The organism is Streptococcus sp. 21.1, from assembly GCF_016648635.1.
In the GTDB taxonomy this organism is placed as follows: domain Bacteria; phylum Bacillota; class Bacilli; order Lactobacillales; family Streptococcaceae; genus Streptococcus.
This window is the reverse complement of sequence record NZ_JACLQL010000010.1, coordinates 67,028-84,081: the sequence shown is the minus strand read 5'-3', so window position 1 is coordinate 84,081 and position 17,054 is coordinate 67,028. Positions and strand designations below refer to the sequence as shown.

The window sequence follows — 17,054 nt, the reverse complement described above, 5'->3', positions numbered from 1 at the left end:
TTACTAATTTATATTTTCTTACAAAAAATGGATGGAAAAATGACTAATTTAATATCAGTAGTTGTAACATGTTACAACCATGAAAATTATATTGAACAATGTTTACGAAGTATTTTTAAACAAACTTATCGAAATATTGAGTTGATTGTTCTTGATGATGGATCGACAGATAACTCCTCAGAAATTATTAAGGAAGTTCTGAAAGAGTCACCTTTCGTGACGACATTTGAATCGCATGAAAATATTGGTGTTGTAAGAACACGTAATAAAGGACTTATTCTTTTAAATGGGGACTATTTTTTATTTGTAGATAGTGATGATTTTTTGGATGAAACCTATGTAGAAGAATTATATGAATGTGCGATTAATCGTCAAGCGGATATAGTTTATTGTGATTTATTCAATTTTGAAAAAAATGAGGTCTATCTAAAAGCTCAAGAATTTGGAATACATAGCATACTGGTATCGAACTATATTTCAAATTGTTCTTTAGTAAAAAAAGCCATATTAAAGGGTACCTATTATGATGAAACACTTTCAGGGAAGAAACTTGAAGACTATGATTTTTTCTTGAACCTTATTATTAATAATGGTGCAAAGGCTGTTTACCAACCTAATGCAAAATTAAATTATCGTGTCTTTGAAAAAGATTCGATTTCAAAAAGGGATTCAGTACGCTACCATTTTGAAATCTATCTTGAAGTTCTCGAGAAGTATCTTGATAAGTTACCACATGAAATCTATCAAGCGGTTAGTGAAAACTTAATGATTTTGGAGAGTCGTATAGATGATTTGATAAAACATCACGATGATGTGACAGACTATGTTAATCGCTTGAAAAAAGAACGTGATCAACTTGAACGAAGAAAGTATACACAATCTAAGCAATTGAAGGATGCCCATAAAGAAATGGAGCTGATCCGAAGTTCACTGTCATATCGTTTAGGTAACGCCCTTATTACACCTATAAAGACAGCAGGAGTAATTGCGAAGAATCCAAAGGCTATTAAAAATTATTTGAGAGCTTTAAAAGTCAAAGTGATACAGTTACGTCGTCGAATGACACCTCTTAAGGTTCGCCAGTTACGACGTCTCAGAAATAGTCAACGTTCTGCCTTGTCGTATAATGGTAAGAAAGCGTTGGTTTATGTCATTTTTGAGTCTGAAGCTCGTCTTCAAGAATACAAATTACGTTTCTTGCAAGCCTTGGCTCCATTGGTAGATGATGTTATTGTAGTTGTCAATGGACAGCTTCACGATGATGATATTAATACCCTTGAGGCCTACGGTAAGGTTTTGACTCGTGATAACAAGGGATATGATACTGCGGCCTTTAGAGAAGGGATTTTTGCCTTTGGTAAAGACAAGCTTAAAGATTACGACCAGCTCCTCTTGGTGAATGATACTAACATTGGTCCGATGAGAGATTTGTCTCAAGTATTCCAGGAAATGGCTGACCAGCAGCTAGATTTCTGGGGAATTTCTTTTGGAGAAGAGCAAGAAGATGTTACTAAGGAGAATCCTTATGGCTACATTCCTAAGCATCTTCAATCTTATTTCCTAGTTATTGAAAAACTCATGCTAAACGATGATGACTTTTATGAGTACTGGACACACTTGACGGATACAGATTCTCGTGATAAAGCTATTGGTCGACATGAGACACGTTTTACCAAGCATTTTGCTGATTTAGGTTATCGTTATGATGCGGTTGTGCAAGAATACGAAGATTCTGCCATGTATATCCACCCGCTTAAGATGCTCAAAGCAGGTAGTCCTTTGGTGAAATACACGGCTCTGAAAAATTATGATGAAGACCAGTTCTTGTGGCAAGGTCTGGACCGTGATTCGGAAGTCCCTGACTTGTTAGAGTTTGTCGCAGAAGAAACGGACTACCCAGTGTCAATCTTGGAAGATATTGTAAATAAATTTAAGGCGGTTCCACGTGATCAATATATTCTATTGATTGATGGGGTTGAAAATATTATTCCGCAATGTACCCGTTATCGTGTCTTGAACAAGGCAGAGCAATTACGTAAGCATGGTTTTGCAGTCAAAGTTGTTAACCTATCTGATTTCCAACTATCGATGGCTCAAAACGCTAGTCACATCATTATCTACCGTTCACCAATCTCACCTGAACTTTTGCGTCTCTGTCATTTAGCTAAAGAATATGGAAAACCTGTCTTCTTTGATATTGATGATTTAGTCTTTGATACGGTTTATACAGACCAATTGAGTTATACGCAAGGGTTGAATTCGGTTGAAAAAGGAAACTATGATGCAGGTGTTCGAAATTATGGCTATATGCTAGAAAACTGTGATGGTGCCATTACTTCGACTAATCAGTTGCAGGAGGAGTTGTATAAATACCAAAGTAAGGTTTTACTTAATCGCAACTTAGCTTCTGATGATTTAATCGCTATTAGTAGTCGATATATCAAAGATTACTCTCAAACATCTGACATTGTTAAGATTGGTTATTTCTCTGGTTCCATTAGTCATAATGAGAATTTTGAATTGATTAAACCAGCTATTAAGCAACTGCTTGCAAAATATAGCAATGTACAATTACATATTGTCGGGATTCTGGATATCCCACAAGATATGAAGCCCTTTGAAAATCAAATTGTAACTCATGATTATGTGGACTGGGACAAACTGCCTGCCTTGATTAGCGAGGTTGATATTAACCTGGCACCGCTTGTGGATTCTATCTTTAATCGTGCGAAATCTGAAATTAAATGGATTGAAGCTGCCTTGGTCAAAGTACCAACAGTTGCGAGCAAGATAGGAGCTTTCTCAGATGCCATCGTTGACGGTGAAACTGGATTGTTGGCTACCGATGATCAGTGGTTTGACAAGCTTGAAGCCTTGGTGCTATCTCCAGAATTAAGACAGAAAATTGCAGATGCTGCTTATCGGGCTGTTCTTGAAAACTGTACCTTAAGCAAGAAAGATGATATGGTGACTTATTTTGAACAGAATTAAACAAATAAAAGTTGAAAATTTATTTTTCATCTTAGCGACGATTTTTATTTTCTCATTTATGTTTGTATTTCCAATTAATCGTGTGCCAGACGAAACAAACCACGCGCGAATGACTTGGGAAACTTTCCATAAACCAACGGATACATCTTTTAAGTGGATGGATGAGATTCCAAGTAATGATAAGGTTAAGTTAGCGGAATATAAACAGATTTTTGCTCAAAAGATTGATATGAGTAAAGAACCTTTTCAATTTGGTGTGAGTTTAAAAACAATCTCCTTTATTCCACAGTTGATAGGGATGACGATTGGAAGTTGGATTAGTCCAACAGTTGGTATGATCATCTATATGGGACGCATTTTTAATGCACTGGCCTATATACTAGGAATTTACTTTTTAATACGTTATTTCAAGTATGGGAAAACAGCCCTAATGTTTATTTCGCTGCTACCTATTTTGGTTCAGCAAGCTTCATCACTTTCTTATGATGTGATGAACTATTTGGAAGTGATGTTAGCTCTTGGTTTTATCACCAATCTTGCCTATTCTAAACGTTTTACTAATCGTAATTTTATCCAGGTGATAGGTCTAGCGATTTTGCTTCTAGCAACCAAGCCAAATAATGTTTTATTGTTGGGATTGATTCCGTTTGTACCGTTAGAGTTTGAAGGTGTTCTTGCTTTTCTAAATCGTCCAGTGCAAGCTATTAAGACCTTTATTTCAAAATATAAAGTAGTCTTCTACCTTCTCTTTGTAGTAGGTGTCGTGGTGGTTCTGCAATTCTTAATGAAGAATCAGGGCGGTCTACGTCATTATGGCGAAGTTTTGCGTAATACGCTCTTTAATCCTGAGTTAAATGACAATTTGAATGGTATTTTGTCGCTTGGTATGTTCGGTTATCTTGGTAACCTTACTTTGCAAATGCCACTTTGGTTAATATTTATTGATATCATTGTTCTTACTATTTTATTCCTATCAAGTAAGAAGGATTTCTTTACAAAAGACTTTGCTAATGCATCCTGGATTCTCTTCCTACTAGAGGTTCTAGCTGCTGTTACAGTAATGTATATGCAGTGGACACCAGTTGTTCTTGGTCAGGGAGCTAATATATCTGTTGGTGCTCAAGGTCGTTACTTCACGCCATTTATCATTCTTTTGTTGCCATTAGTCGCCAACACAGCTAAGATTGATTTATCTCGACAGAAAAAATTGAAGATAGCAACCCTGACTTTAATTGCTAATTTCTTGGTCGCTATGTATTTGATTCTTTTCCATTACTGGGGGGTATTTGCATAATTTATGACTAAAACAATTTTATTTATTTCTCCGACAGGGACCCTGGATAATGGTGCCGAAATTTCGATAGTCAATCTTATGAAATTTCTTGTGGAAAAAGGTTATCGTGTGTTAAACGTTTTCCCTGATTACAAGGTGCCATCTCAAGAGGAGTATCAAGCAGAACTTCAGAAAGCAGGAATTGAGACCTATGGTCTTTCAGCCGTTAAATGGTGGTGGGAAGAAGCACCGGGTGGATCGCCAGCAAATCATTTTTTGCGAGTGAAGTCTTATAATAAGAATGTTAAAGATATTCGAAATATTATTGTGGAAAACACGGTAGACCTTGTTATTAGTAATACAGTCAATGTTTTTCAAGGTGCACTTGCTGCCACTTATGAGAAGGTCAAACATTTTTGGTTGATTCATGAATTTCCTGAGGGAGAATTTGGTTACTATAAAGAAAAACTTGACTTTATAGACAAGTTTTCTGATGAGATTTTTGCTGTAACAGGAGCGTTGACAGAGGATTTACAAACGTATTTTCCAAATAGGAAGATTTATTCCTTTGCACCTTATACTCAAATTGAACCTAAAGAAGGTCTGGGAACTGAATCCAACGACCACCATCGTATCGTTTCAGTTGGTCGCTTGACTCAGAGAAAGAATCAACTTGAGTTGATTAAAGCTTTTCAAATGCTTAATCTAGCAGGCACTGAACTTGTATTTTTAGGTGCATGGGATGAGGATTATAAACAAATCTGTGATGATTATATTGTAGAGCATAATTTGAAAAATGTTTCATTTATGGGATATTTAGATGATCCTTGGTCAGAGATTACTGATAAGGATTTAGCTGTTTTCCCGTCGAGTATGGAGACGTTTGGTCTGGTTTATGTAGAGTCTGTTTTAAATGGTATTCCAACGATTTTATCAGATAATGCGGGACATAAATCAGCCTTCGAGTATATGAATGAGCAAGGTCATATCTACCCTTTGGGTGACTTGGATACCTTAACTAGCATGATTTCAGAGGTCCTTGGTGGATTTGACCAAGAGAAACTTGAAGCAGTAAAAGCTGTTCCTAGTTTGAAAGAGAGATACTCTATGGAGAGTGTTTATGCTAATATTACTGAAAAACTTGAGGATGATGAATTGCGTTATAAGAAAGTAAATCAGAAAGATGTAGATTTTCTCAACAGCCGAAAAGCACTAACGAAGAGTGTGAAATCTGCTGTAAAAAAATTATTTCAGCTTAAAAAGATGAATTAAGGTAAAATCTCGTTATCTATGATTAAGAATGAAAAGGCCATTTTCGAAGGGCCTTTTTGCTTTACTCTTTCTGTCCAATCATGCAAAATGCCTTCCAAAATGGTATAATAAAAGCTACTATGTATAATTCTGTGTATTTGAGAGATGTGACGAATGGAGGTAAACTTTGAAGGATGTTTTTATCATAGGTAGTAGAGGTTTGCCTGCTCAATATGGTGGTTTTGAGACGTTTGTTGAGAAATTGATTTTTCACAAGGTATCGCCTGCTATACGTTATCACGTGGCTTGCTTATCTGACGAAAGTACTGGTAAGCATTTTGACTATAAGGGTGCGGATTGTTTTACGGTCAATCCTCCAAAGCTAGGTCCTGCACGTGTCATAGCTTACGATATGATGGCTATCAATTATAGCTTGAAACTTATTAAAAAAGAGGGAATTCAAGCTCCAATTTTCTATATTTTAGGAAATACCATTGGTGCCTTCATTGTTCATTTTGCCAAGAAAATTCAGTCTATTGGTGGCATTTTGTTAGTCAATCCTGATGGTTTGGAATGGAAACGTGCTAAGTGGTCAAAGCCTGTTCAAAGCTATCTCAAATACTCTGAAAAAGAGATGACAAAGTATGCGAACTTGATTATTTCTGATAACCGAGGTATTGAGACCTATATTCAAAATACCTATCCGTGGTCTAGAACGACTTTCATCGCTTATGGAACTGACTTATCTAAGACGACTTTGACTGCTGAGGATGCCCCTGTTCAAGATTGGTATCAGAAATGGCAAACTCAAGAAAAAGATTACTATTTGATACTGGGTCGATTTGTTCCTGAAAACAACTACGAAACTGCGATTCGAGAATTTATGAAGTCCTCTACAGAGCGTGATCTTGTTATCATCTGTAATCATGAAGGAAATGCTTACTTTGATGAACTACGACAGATAACAGGATTTGATAAAGATAAACGTGTGAAGTTTGTGGGGACTGTCTATGATCAGGACTTGCTTAAGTATATCCGTAACCAAGCCTTTGCTTATATTCATGGACATGAAGTAGGTGGAACGAATCCAGGCTTATTAGAGGCCTTGGCTCAAACAGACCTCAACCTTATCTATAATGTAGACTTTAACCATCAGGTTGCTCAGGAGACCGCCTTGTATTGGAATAAAGAGGACGGGAATTTGTCTCAGCTTATCGATTCTGTAGATGGTCAAGTGTCATTCGAGGACTTGGGAAATGCTGCTAAAGCAAATATGAAAGAAAATTACACCTGGGAAAAAATCGTGGGTGAATACGAGGAGCTATTTTTATCATGAAAGTAACTATTCTCATGTCTACTTATAATGGCGAGAACTTTTTAGCAGAGCAAATAGAGAGTATTCAGCAACAGACTTATACTGATTGGACCTTGTTAATTCGTGATGATGGTTCTAAAGATAAAACGAGAGATATTATCAAACGTTTCGCTTCAGAAGATGATCGCATTGTTTTCGTCAATCCTGATCAAACTGAAAATTTAGGTGTTATAAAGAGTTTCTTTACGCTTTTGAAGTATCAAGAATCTGACTACTACCTTTTCTCAGACCAGGATGATACTTGGTTACCCGAGAAACTATCTCTTCAACTTGAGAAAGCAAGTCACTACCCATCTGATAAACCACTTTTGGTATATACGGATTTAAAGGTTGTGAATCAAGATTTAGAAGTACTTCATGAGAGTATGATTCGTACTCAGTCTGATCATGCCAATACGGAATTGGTTCAAGAAATGACAGAAAACACTGTTACAGGTGGTGTGTCTTTAATCAATCATGCTCTGGCTGAATTATGGACTGGTGAGGAAACGAACGAGCTTTTGATGCATGACTGGTATTTAGGTTTGCTTGCGTCAGCATTTGGTCATCTGGTCTATATTGATCAGCCAACAGAGCTTTACCGTCAGCACGCAGATAATGTTTTAGGTGCTAGAACTCTTCGGAAACGTATGCAGAATTGGATTCGACCTCAGACTTTATTTAATAAATACTGGAAGTTGATCAAGGCTAGTCAGAGTCAGGCAGAAAACCTTCTTTCTTTGCCACTGGATACTAAAAGTAGGGAGTTGGTTGAAAACTTTGTGACTATTATGGATCAAGGGTTAAGAGAGCGTTATCATCGTTTGAAAACATATGGTTATCGTAAAAACAGGGCTTTTCATACCTTTGTATTTACGAGTTTGATTTTGACAAAATTCATGTATAAGGAGGACTAAATGAATTTCTTTAGTCAGAAAAATAGGATTTTACTTAAGGAACTGATTAAAACGGATTTTAAATTGCGTTATCAAGGTTCTTTCATTGGTTATCTTTGGTCTATTTTGAAACCTTTGATGATGTTTACAATTATGTACCTTGTCTTTGTTCGTTTCTTGAGATTTGATGATGGGACACCACACTATGCAGTAGGCTTGCTTTTGGCTATGATCTTTTGGGGCTTCTTTACAGAGGCTACCAATATGGGGATGCTTTCCATTGTTTCACGAGGGGATCTCTTACGTAAGCTTAACTTTCCAAAGCAAACAATCGTTATCTCATCTGTGCTAGGAGCAGCGATTAATTTCTTGATTAACCTAGTGGTTGTTTTCGTATTTGCCTTGATTAACCATGTTCCGATTGGTTTCAATACTTTGGTTATCATTCCTCTCTTTATTGAGGTGCTATTGATGGCAATGGGAGTTGCTTTTATTCTATCAGCACTCTTTGTTAAATACCGTGATATTGGTCCAGTTTGGGAAGTAGTACTTCAAGCTGGTATGTATGCAAGCCCAATTATCTATTCCATCACTTACCTTCTTCAAAGAAACCAGACGTTTGTTGCAAAGGTTATGATGTTGAATCCAATCGCTCAGATTTTACAGGATATGCGTCATTTTATTATTGATCCAGTTAACCCTAGAGGATGGGATATTATTAATAATAAACTGATTGCTTTTGTTCCTTATGCGATTCCTGTAGTGATTTTTATCATTGGTTTCCTTGTCTTTAACCGAAATGCTAAACGATTTGCGGAGATTCTATAATGTCAAATAATATTGCTGTAAAAGTAGATCATGTAAGTAAGTATTTTAAATTACCAACTGAGGCGAGTCAGAGTTTGAGAACAACTTTAGTCAATCGCTTTAAAGGGATTAAAGGGTATACTGAACAACATGTCTTGAAAGATATTTCTTTTGAAGTTGAAAAAGGTGATTTTTATGGAATTGTTGGACGTAATGGTTCTGGGAAATCAACACTTCTAAAAATTATTTCTGAGATTTATGTTCCTGAAAAAGGTAAGGTTACCATTGATGGTAAGTTGGTATCTTTCATTGAGCTTGGGGTTGGGTTTAACCCAGAACTAACTGGTCGTGAGAATGTATATATGAATGGTGCGATGCTTGGTTTTTCAACTGAAGAAGTAGATGCCATGTATGATGACATTGTAGACTTTGCTGAACTTCATGATTTCATGAATCAAAAGTTGAAGAACTACTCAAGTGGTATGCAGGTTCGTTTGGCTTTCTCAGTTGCTATCAAGGCTCAAGGGGATATCCTTATCCTAGATGAAGTCTTAGCTGTAGGTGATGAAGCTTTCCAGCGTAAGTGTAATGATTATTTCATGGAACGTAAGCAATCTGGAAAAACAACTATCCTAGTTACCCATGATATGTCAGCGGTTAAAAAATATTGCAATAAAGCAGTTCTGATTGAACATGGTTTGGTCAAAGTGGTTGGTGATCCAGATGAAGTTGCTAACCAATATAGTTTTGATAATGCTGCTGGTCAAAAGGTTTCGAACGACGACGTTGTTGTTGAAAATCCTAAAATCACCGATTTACAAGTGAAACTCTTGAATGACAATATTATCAGTCCTGACCAAGATATTTCATTTGAGATTTCATATGATGTCAATGAGGATATTGAGACCTATATTGCCTTTTCATTGACAGATATTGACCGTGGTATCTGGATTTATAATGACAATTCCATGGACAATAAAACGAGTGGTTCTGGAAGAAAAACACTCACATATAAATGTAGTCTTGCCCATCTTAATAACATTAAGCTTAAGCTTCAGGTTTCTGTTCGAGATAAAGAGGATCAGATGATTGCTTTTGCTGATTCAGATAACTCACCAGTTATTCTCTTGAATCGAACTGATATTGAAGATGATGATAAGTCTGCTAAAGATTCTGCAACCGGAATGGTTCAGAGAAATGGAAAATGGGAGATTCAAGAATAAATGAAACGTCTCTTATTGTATGTTCATTATAATAAGTACGACGAATTAAGTGGTCATGTGCTCTACCAATTGGAGCAACTTCGACCACTTTTTTCTAAACTTATTGTGATTTCAAATAGTCAACTAACGGAATCGGCAACATTAACTCTCAAAGAGCTTGGCATAGATGAAGTTATCCAGAGAGAGAATCTGGGCTTTGATTTTGCAGCTTGGAGAGATGGTATGGCTCATATTGGATTCGAACATTTAATAGACTTCGATTCGGTTACACTCATGAATGATACTTGCTTTGGCCCTATATGGGATATATCTGACCTAGTTGAAAGTTTTGAACAACGCCAGAATGTTGATTTTTGGGGGATGACGAATTTTAGAAAGACCAAATATTTCGATGAGCATCTGCAAAGTTATTTTATATCTTTCAAAAAACATGTTGTCGATTCAGAAACCTTTCAACAATTTTGGACTTCTATAAAGACTTTTACCGATGTTCAAGATGTTATTGATAATTATGAAACTAGGGTTACTAGTGTTCTTCTTGAAGCTGGTTACCGTTATGATGCTGTCTTTAATACCGTTTCTGAAGAAACTGGCGACTTAATTCACCCTGATTTTTCTTACTATAGACCGATAAGTACACTTGAACATAAGGTACCGTTCATTAAACTAAAAGCATTTACTGACAATGAAAAAAAGGGAAGACTACTTTTAGACTATATTACTAAGCTATCGGCATATCCAGTAGCACTAATTAAGTCCCATCTTAACAGCTACCATTCGCCAGATAGCTTAGTCATTTTAGATGAAAAAATCATCGAACCCTCATTTCATTCGGTAAGTGGGAAAGCCTATCATTCGGCTATCCATGTACATATTAGTGACCTTGAGAGACTAAAAGTTTTCTCTGATAAAAAGTTATCTGCCTTTTATTATTTCACTTTATCAAGCCATTTGGATAAAAATATCGTTGAGAACACCTTATTAAATAGCTTTGATAAAGATAGATTTCAGCTAGTCTCTCAAAGATTTGATAATCATTACCATGCCTTAGTATCCTTGGCATCTCAACTTAGCGAGTATGACTTTGTTGGGCATTTTCACACAGAAGACTTTGGAAATGAAGGCAAACTTGTTGATGAAGCTACAAGACTTGCTTTAGTGGATATGTTATTAGATGAAGAGAGAGTGGCATCAATCTTTGACCATTTTCCAGAGGTTGGTCTGGTTTTTGCTGATTTATCAAAAGAACTCTATTGGACAGATGCAATTGGTGCCTTAAATCAAGAACAGACTGTTAAACTAACTGACGAAGGTCAAAAAGTGATCAATCATTCGCTTCATATTTTTCAAGGTTCTATGTGGTTATCAAAAGATTTTCTAGAAAAAATTATTCTTAAGGATAAGCAAGCTTTCTATGACTTTGATGAGGATACCCTTTCTTATCTTTTCTATCGAAAAGCTTGGGATGTAGGAATTGATTATCGCATTATTTCTTCTGAAAAAATATCTTTTGCAGAACGTTATAAGCTCCATCTTATTGAAATGTCGCAGGTAGCAGAACCACTGACGTTAAAGAAAAAATTTTCAGCATATCGAAAAGCCTTGTTAAAGAAATTAGGTTTAAAAAAATCTTCAGCTACTTAACTTCCCCCTCCCACTTACGAATAGGTAAGTAGGAGGTTTTTTCTTATGTATAGTATTGTAGCTGAGGAGTCGGGGCTTTTGCCTCGTGAGCGACTCTTACAGAAGGGAGCAGAGGTTTTGTCGGACCAGGAGTTGTTGGCGATAGTGCTGCGGACAGGGACCAAGTCTGAGTCGGTTCTATCTATGGCCAATCGTATTTTGAAAGGGATGACGAGTTTGGCGGATTTGTCTCGTTTGTCCTTGAATGAGCTTCAGGAGATTCCTGGTATTGGACGTGTGAAGTCTATTGAGCTCAAGGCTATGGTGGAGTTGGCTAAGCGGATTGAGAAGGCTGAGTTGGCTCGTTCTGAGCAGATTATGTCCAGTCAGCAGGTGGCTCGTCGTATGATGTTGGATATTGGGGACAAGCCTCAAGAGCATCTGGTGGCTATCTATTTGGATACGCAGAACCGTATTATTCAGCAAAAGACGGTCTTTATTGGTGGGGTCCGTCGTTCGATTGCTGAGCCACGTGAGATTTTACATTATGCCTGTCATCTGATGGCAACGTCTTTGATTGTGGTTCACAATCATCCTTCGGGGGAAGCCTATCCTAGTCGAAATGATATTGATTTTACACAAAAGATTAAGCGTTCCTGTGAAGATTTAGGAATTTGTCTGCTTGATCATCTGATTGTTGGCAAATCGACCTATTATTCTTTTCGTGAGGAGAGGGAGGATTTTGATCTTTAGGTTGAACCTATGTGATAAAGACAAGAGAAAAGCAACTGAGTGCAGTCTCAGTTGCTTTTAAAGTTCGTTAACGACGTATTCAAAGAGTTTGAGGTCTTCTTCACGTTTGTCTAGGAGAAGCTCTGGGTGCCACTGTACACCAAGAAAGCGAAGGTCTGGACTATTTGACTCAACAGCTTCGACTGTGTTGTCCTCAGGATCACGCGCAATGACACGAAGGTCAGAGGCCAAGTGTTTGATACTTTGATGGTGGAAGGAGTTGATAGAGGTTCCACGTCCGTAGATTTCTGCTAACTTACTGTTCTCATCAACAATCATCTCATGGTAGAGGTAATCAGAAGGCTTGTCCTGCCAGTGATTTTCAATATCTTGATGGAGGCTACCACCTAGTGCGACGTTCATGAGTTGGGTTCCACGACAGATTGAAAAGATGGGTTTCTTCTGCTTAGTGGCTTCCTCGATGAGTGCCATTTCAAAGATATCCCGTTCGAGGAAGAAGTCATCTTCACTGGCATGGTTCTCTTCGTTGTAGAATTTAGGGTCAACGTTTTGCCCACCGATCAGGATAAGCTTATCAATCATGGAGATGTAGGTCTTGGCTTCCGAAGGATCGGATACTGGTAGTAGGATTGCTAGGCCACCGGCTCTTTGAACTCCTTCTACAAAGCCAGATGGGGCATAGGACCAGTTGATGTCTTCATGGGCTGGATTAGGCCTTACATTGGCAGTGATTCCGATAATTGGTTTAGTCATTGTTTCTCCTTGATTTTTCTTCTTCTTTCATGAAATAGAGTAGGGTTTGTAGTTCGCTAGTCAAGTCTACGTATTGGACTACCACATGGCGTGGAAGATTGAGGTTGACCGGAGAGAAACAGAGAATGCCTTCAATTCCAGCATCAACCAAAAGATCAGCCACCTCCTGGGCCTTAACTGATGGCACTGTCAGGATGGCTGTTTTGATATCTTCTTGGGCAATCTTGTCCTTAATCTGGGAAATCCCATAGATAGGAATCTTGTCCTCAGTTTGAGTTCCAACCAATTCATTATCGTCTGTATCAAAAGCCATGACCAGCTGCATGCGGTTACGCTCTTGAAAACGGTAGTGGAGGAGGGCACGCCCGACATTACCAACACCTACGAGGAGTACCTTGGTAGTCGCATTGTCATTTAGGAGTTCAGCGAAAAATGTCATCAGCTTGTTTACGTCATAACCAAAACCACGGCGACCTAGTTCACCAAAATAGGAGAAGTCACGACGAACAGTAGCAGGGTCAATCCCAATCGCTTCAGCAATTTGTTTAGAGCTTGCTTTGTCGATATTTTCACGATGGAATCGTTTGAAAATACGATAGTAGAGAGAGAGACGTTTGGCAGTGGCGTTTGGGATGTTTTTCTCAAATGTCATTGATCGCTTTCCTTTCTTTAATTAGTATGATTCTCTTATATTTTAAGAAAAGTTTGTGAAGATTGCAACAAAATAGAGTAGATGAGGCGATATAAAAAACCTATCACATGGATAGGCTATTTCTATGTAGTAAGAAAAAATTTAGACTTCTTCTTGCTCGAAAACGTTACGATCAACCAAACTCTGCATCAAGAAGTAGAATTTTTCTTGCAAGATGTGGTGATCTTCATTTTTAAAGATATTAACGTTACGAAGGCCAGATTTGTCTGTGATAGACAATTTGAAGCCTGTCAAGTCTTTGTTAATAGTGATTTTGAGTGGGAAACCTTCGCCTGAGTTAGGTACTTTTTCGAGAAGGCGGTGCAACTCGTAGTTTCCGATTTTATTTTGCACAAAAGTCGTATCACGTAGAGTGAATTTTTTGACATTAGGACTGATGGTGTAACGGTACTTACAGTCAGTCAAATGAATGCTTTTTTCAAATGCCATGTTAGTCTCCTATGATTTGATTAAGTTTTTCTGCTAGGGCCTGGAGTTCTTCAGCGGTATTTTCCTCTGATAAACTAATGCGAATGGCTGTTTTTAGCTTGTCAGAATCCTTGCCATAGAGAGCCTGGATGACGTGGCTAGGGTCAACAGTTCCAGCAGTACAAGCAGAACCCGTTGAGACAGCAAAGCCTGCTAGGTCTAACAAGGTTAAGAGAGGGCCGTTTTCCTTATCAGGAAAACTGATGTTGATGACGTGAGGTAGGCTAGGTCCTCCACCATTGATTTCATAAGGAATGGTAAGGGAATCTAGAAAGGCCTGACGAATCTTTTCAACATGCTGGTAATTGTCTTGGTAGTGGTCACTAGCATGCTTGTAAGCAGCAGTCATACCTGCAATCCCGACCAGATTTTCAGTACTGGCACGGCGTTTTTCTTCTTGCTCACCACCATGGAGTAGGTTGTCAAAATGCAAATCGTTATGATAGAGCAAGCCGACACCTTTAGGTCCGTGGAATTTATGGGCACTAATAGAGAGAAAATCTGCTCCAAGTTCCTCTGGGTGAATAGGAAGTTTTCCTGCTACCTGAACGGCATCGACGTGGAAGGCAGCTTGGTGATTGGCAAGCAAGTCACCAATTTCCTTAATAGGAAGTAATTGGCCAGTCTCATTATTGGCATACATAACAGAAACCAGAATGGTATCGTCACGTAAGGCATCAGCGATTTGTTGGGAAGTAATGACTTGATTTTCTGGTTGAATATAGGTTACTTCAAAATCAAAACGCTCTTCCAAGTAGGCCATGGTGTGAAGGACAGAGTGGTGTTCAATAGCAGTTGTAATCAGGTGCTTACCTTTAGATTGATTGGCTAGGGCGTAACCTTTGATAGCTGTATTGTTTCCTTCAGTCCCACCAGAAGTGAAAATAAGCTTACGAGCAGGGACTTCAAAGTGTTTGGCCATTTCTTCACGGGCTTCACGAAGTTCCTTAGAAGCCTGTCGACCGTAAGCATGGAGGCTGGATGGATTCCCAAAGGTTTCAGTCATGACATGTGTCATAGCTGAAATAGCAGCAGTATTTAAAGGAGTTGTTGCTGCATTGTCCAAATAAACCATAGCTTAGTCCTCGTTTGCAGTGTAAGCAAAGAGTGGGCTAAGTGGTTGACGTTCGAAGATACGAGTAGTAGCGTTAGCGATTAGCTTACTTGCTGAAATGTATTTAACGTTTGTAGGAACTTTTTCTTTAGTTGCAACTGAATCTGTCACCAAGATTTCTTTAATTGGAGCAGCGTTGAGGACTTCAGCAGCACCTCCTGCAAAGAGACCGTGACTAGCTACTGCATAGATGTCTTTAACGCCACCACGTTCAAGGATTTTAGCAGCTTCAGCAAACGTTTTACCAGTGTTAAGGATATCATCAACCAAGATTGCTGTTTTTCCTTCAACCTCACCGATGATGTAGCCTTCTTCACGTTCTGAATCATCTTGGGCGTAGTCAATGATAGCGATTGGTGCATCAAGGTAGTCCGCCAAGCTACGAGCACGTTTAACACCCGAGTTTTTAGGGCTAACAACGACAACATCACTTCCTGTGAATCCTTTTTTGTTGTAGTATTCAGCAAACAAAGGCATTGTGAAGAGGTTATCTACTGGGATATCGAAGAATCCTTGAACTTGGACAGCGTGAAGGTCAAGTGTCAAGACACGATTGACACCAGCTTTAACTAGCATATTGGCAATCAATTTAGCAGTGATTGGTTCACGTGACGCAGCGATACGGTCTTGACGTGCATAACCAAAGTAAGGCATAACAACGTTGACAGAGTTAGCACTGGCACGTTTGCAGGCATCAATCATGATGAGCAATTCCCAAAGGTGGTCGTTAACAGGGTTGCTAGTAGATTGGATGATATAGATATCGTCCCCACGAACAGACTCTTCAATGTTGATCATGATTTCACCGTCAGAAAATTGACGTGAAGATACTTTACCAAGTGGCAATCCAGTAGCCTCAGCAATTTTTTCAGCAATTTCTGGGTTTGAGCTGAGCGAGAACAATTTCAATTGTGGGTTTGCTTTTTGATGTACCATGACGATGGTGACTCCTTTAAAAAAATAAGATGCTAAGCCCAGTTAGGGCTATTGTAATAAAACTACAGATAGTTCTATTTTAGCAAAAAGAAGCAGAAATTTCAGCCATCAAAGTATGATATTAGTGAAAAATACCGAACCTTTGTTAGATAAAATTCCTTTGTATGCGTTTTTAGAGAAATCTATTACCCTCTGAAGTTCTAAATACTTGTGGCATTTGAAGCTACATGTGTTTAAAATAAAAAAAACAAGGAGCCAGCTCCTTGTCTAAATTTTAGTCTTTGTCTCGCTTGAGGGTAGCTACAAAGCGTGCAACCTTACTCTTGGCATACTTAAAGTCAATATTATTTTCTTTAAGAAAGGCATCAAAGTCGTCTTTACCTTTCTCAGCATCCGAAACTTCTAGTTCAAGCTCGTAGTCTTTCTTGTCAGCATAGACATTGACATCAAGAGCCATGAGGCCGATGTTGGTCTGGTACTCGCGACGAGTTGTGGTCAAATGTCCGAGGATGGTTAGGTCCTCTAGTTTAACCCCACGTTCTAAAAGAATGGATTTGATTTGACAATCAGGAAAGTCCAGCGACTTAGTCAAAGCCTTAGCATCCGCACAATCCATGGTAACGTTGTACTCCATGTTCCCGACTTTTTCAGGGATTTTCAAGGTCAGCTCACCATGAGTGGGAAGTGTCCTAATACGCAAAGACAACTTTTTATTTCTCATGTCACTCTGAGGAGTGTCGATGTAGTAGTTTGTTTGCGTAACAGGTGTCACATGGGAGAAAAGCATCGCTAAACGATTGTACTCGTCTTTGGTGAGTAGAGTCTTGTACTCTATCTCTAAATGGTTCATGTGTGTCCTCCCTTGTGCTTTCAAATGTGGTATAATATAACAGATTGTAT

General features: G+C 38.3%; 15 protein-coding genes. 9 read left to right on the top strand and 6 right to left on the bottom strand.

Annotated features, from left to right (window positions below):
• Positions 1-39 precede the first annotated feature (39 nt).
• The 9 genes from H7U01_RS08095 (at position 40) to radC (ending at position 12,171) form a co-directional block, all read left to right on the top strand.
• Complete coding sequence (locus H7U01_RS08095) at positions 40-2,991, top strand: rhamnan synthesis F family protein (RefSeq protein ID WP_187359130.1); 2,952 nt, start codon at positions 40-42, stop codon at positions 2,989-2,991.
• On the top strand, positions 2,978-4,285 hold the full coding sequence (locus H7U01_RS08090) for a DUF2142 domain-containing protein (protein ID WP_148512828.1): 1,308 nt from the start codon (positions 2,978-2,980) through the stop codon (positions 4,283-4,285). Before H7U01_RS08095 ends, H7U01_RS08090 begins: the two co-directional genes overlap by 14 nt.
• A 3-nt stretch (positions 4,286-4,288) precedes the next feature.
• Complete coding sequence (locus H7U01_RS08085; RefSeq protein ID WP_201041423.1) at positions 4,289-5,536, top strand: glycosyltransferase; 1,248 nt, start codon at positions 4,289-4,291, stop codon at positions 5,534-5,536.
• Between the two features lie 166 nt (positions 5,537-5,702).
• Complete coding sequence (gene cps2T, locus H7U01_RS08080; RefSeq protein WP_201041422.1) at positions 5,703-6,851, top strand: beta 1-4 rhamnosyltransferase Cps2T; 1,149 nt, start codon at positions 5,703-5,705, stop codon at positions 6,849-6,851.
• On the top strand, positions 6,848-7,786 hold the full coding sequence (locus H7U01_RS08075; RefSeq protein WP_201041421.1) for a glycosyltransferase family 2 protein: 939 nt from the start codon (positions 6,848-6,850) through the stop codon (positions 7,784-7,786). The genes cps2T and H7U01_RS08075 overlap by 4 nt, the downstream gene beginning before the upstream one ends.
• Positions 7,787-8,593 carry an ABC transporter permease gene (locus H7U01_RS08070; RefSeq protein WP_118189161.1) on the top strand — a complete coding sequence of 269 codons (807 nt, stop codon included), beginning with the start codon at positions 7,787-7,789 and terminating at the stop codon, positions 8,591-8,593.
• Complete coding sequence (locus H7U01_RS08065; protein ID WP_002886829.1) at positions 8,593-9,795, top strand: polysaccharide ABC transporter ATP-binding protein; 1,203 nt, start codon at positions 8,593-8,595, stop codon at positions 9,793-9,795. Before H7U01_RS08070 ends, H7U01_RS08065 begins: the two co-directional genes overlap by 1 nt.
• Positions 9,796-11,439 (top strand): rhamnan synthesis F family protein, encoded by a 1,644-nt coding sequence (locus tag H7U01_RS08060; RefSeq protein ID WP_148512824.1) that lies wholly within the window; start codon positions 9,796-9,798, stop codon positions 11,437-11,439.
• Between the two features lie 45 nt (positions 11,440-11,484).
• Positions 11,485-12,171 carry a RadC family protein gene (gene radC / locus H7U01_RS08055; RefSeq protein WP_201041420.1) on the top strand — a complete coding sequence of 229 codons (687 nt, stop codon included), beginning with the start codon at positions 11,485-11,487 and terminating at the stop codon, positions 12,169-12,171.
• A 57-nt stretch (positions 12,172-12,228) separates the two neighbouring features.
• Here the strand turns inward: radC and H7U01_RS08050 are convergent, their stop codons facing one another.
• The 6 genes from H7U01_RS08050 to H7U01_RS08025 all read right to left on the bottom strand — a co-directional run bounded on the left by H7U01_RS08050 (position 12,229) and on the right by H7U01_RS08025 (position 17,004).
• A complete protein-coding gene (locus H7U01_RS08050) occupies positions 12,229-12,924 on the bottom strand; it encodes a gamma-glutamyl-gamma-aminobutyrate hydrolase family protein (protein ID WP_037601715.1) in 696 nt (231 codons plus the stop codon).
• Positions 12,917-13,576 (bottom strand): redox-sensing transcriptional repressor Rex, encoded by a 660-nt coding sequence (locus H7U01_RS08045; RefSeq protein WP_002884205.1) that lies wholly within the window; start codon positions 13,574-13,576, stop codon positions 12,917-12,919. The genes H7U01_RS08050 and H7U01_RS08045 overlap by 8 nt, the downstream gene beginning before the upstream one ends.
• Before the next feature lie 141 nt (positions 13,577-13,717).
• Positions 13,718-14,065 carry a DUF1831 domain-containing protein gene (locus H7U01_RS08040; RefSeq protein WP_002884733.1) on the bottom strand — a complete coding sequence of 116 codons (348 nt, stop codon included), beginning with the start codon at positions 14,063-14,065 and terminating at the stop codon, positions 13,718-13,720.
• A 1-nt stretch (position 14,066) separates the two neighbouring features.
• Positions 14,067-15,179 carry a cysteine desulfurase family protein gene (locus H7U01_RS08035; protein ID WP_201041419.1) on the bottom strand — a complete coding sequence of 371 codons (1,113 nt, stop codon included), beginning with the start codon at positions 15,177-15,179 and terminating at the stop codon, positions 14,067-14,069.
• A 3-nt stretch (positions 15,180-15,182) separates the two neighbouring features.
• A complete protein-coding gene (locus H7U01_RS08030) occupies positions 15,183-16,154 on the bottom strand; it encodes a ribose-phosphate diphosphokinase (RefSeq protein WP_002884482.1) in 972 nt (323 codons plus the stop codon).
• A gap of 274 nt (positions 16,155-16,428) precedes the next feature.
• Complete coding sequence (locus tag H7U01_RS08025) at positions 16,429-17,004, bottom strand: CYTH domain-containing protein (RefSeq protein WP_002886838.1); 576 nt, start codon at positions 17,002-17,004, stop codon at positions 16,429-16,431.
• Positions 17,005-17,054 lie beyond the last annotated feature (50 nt).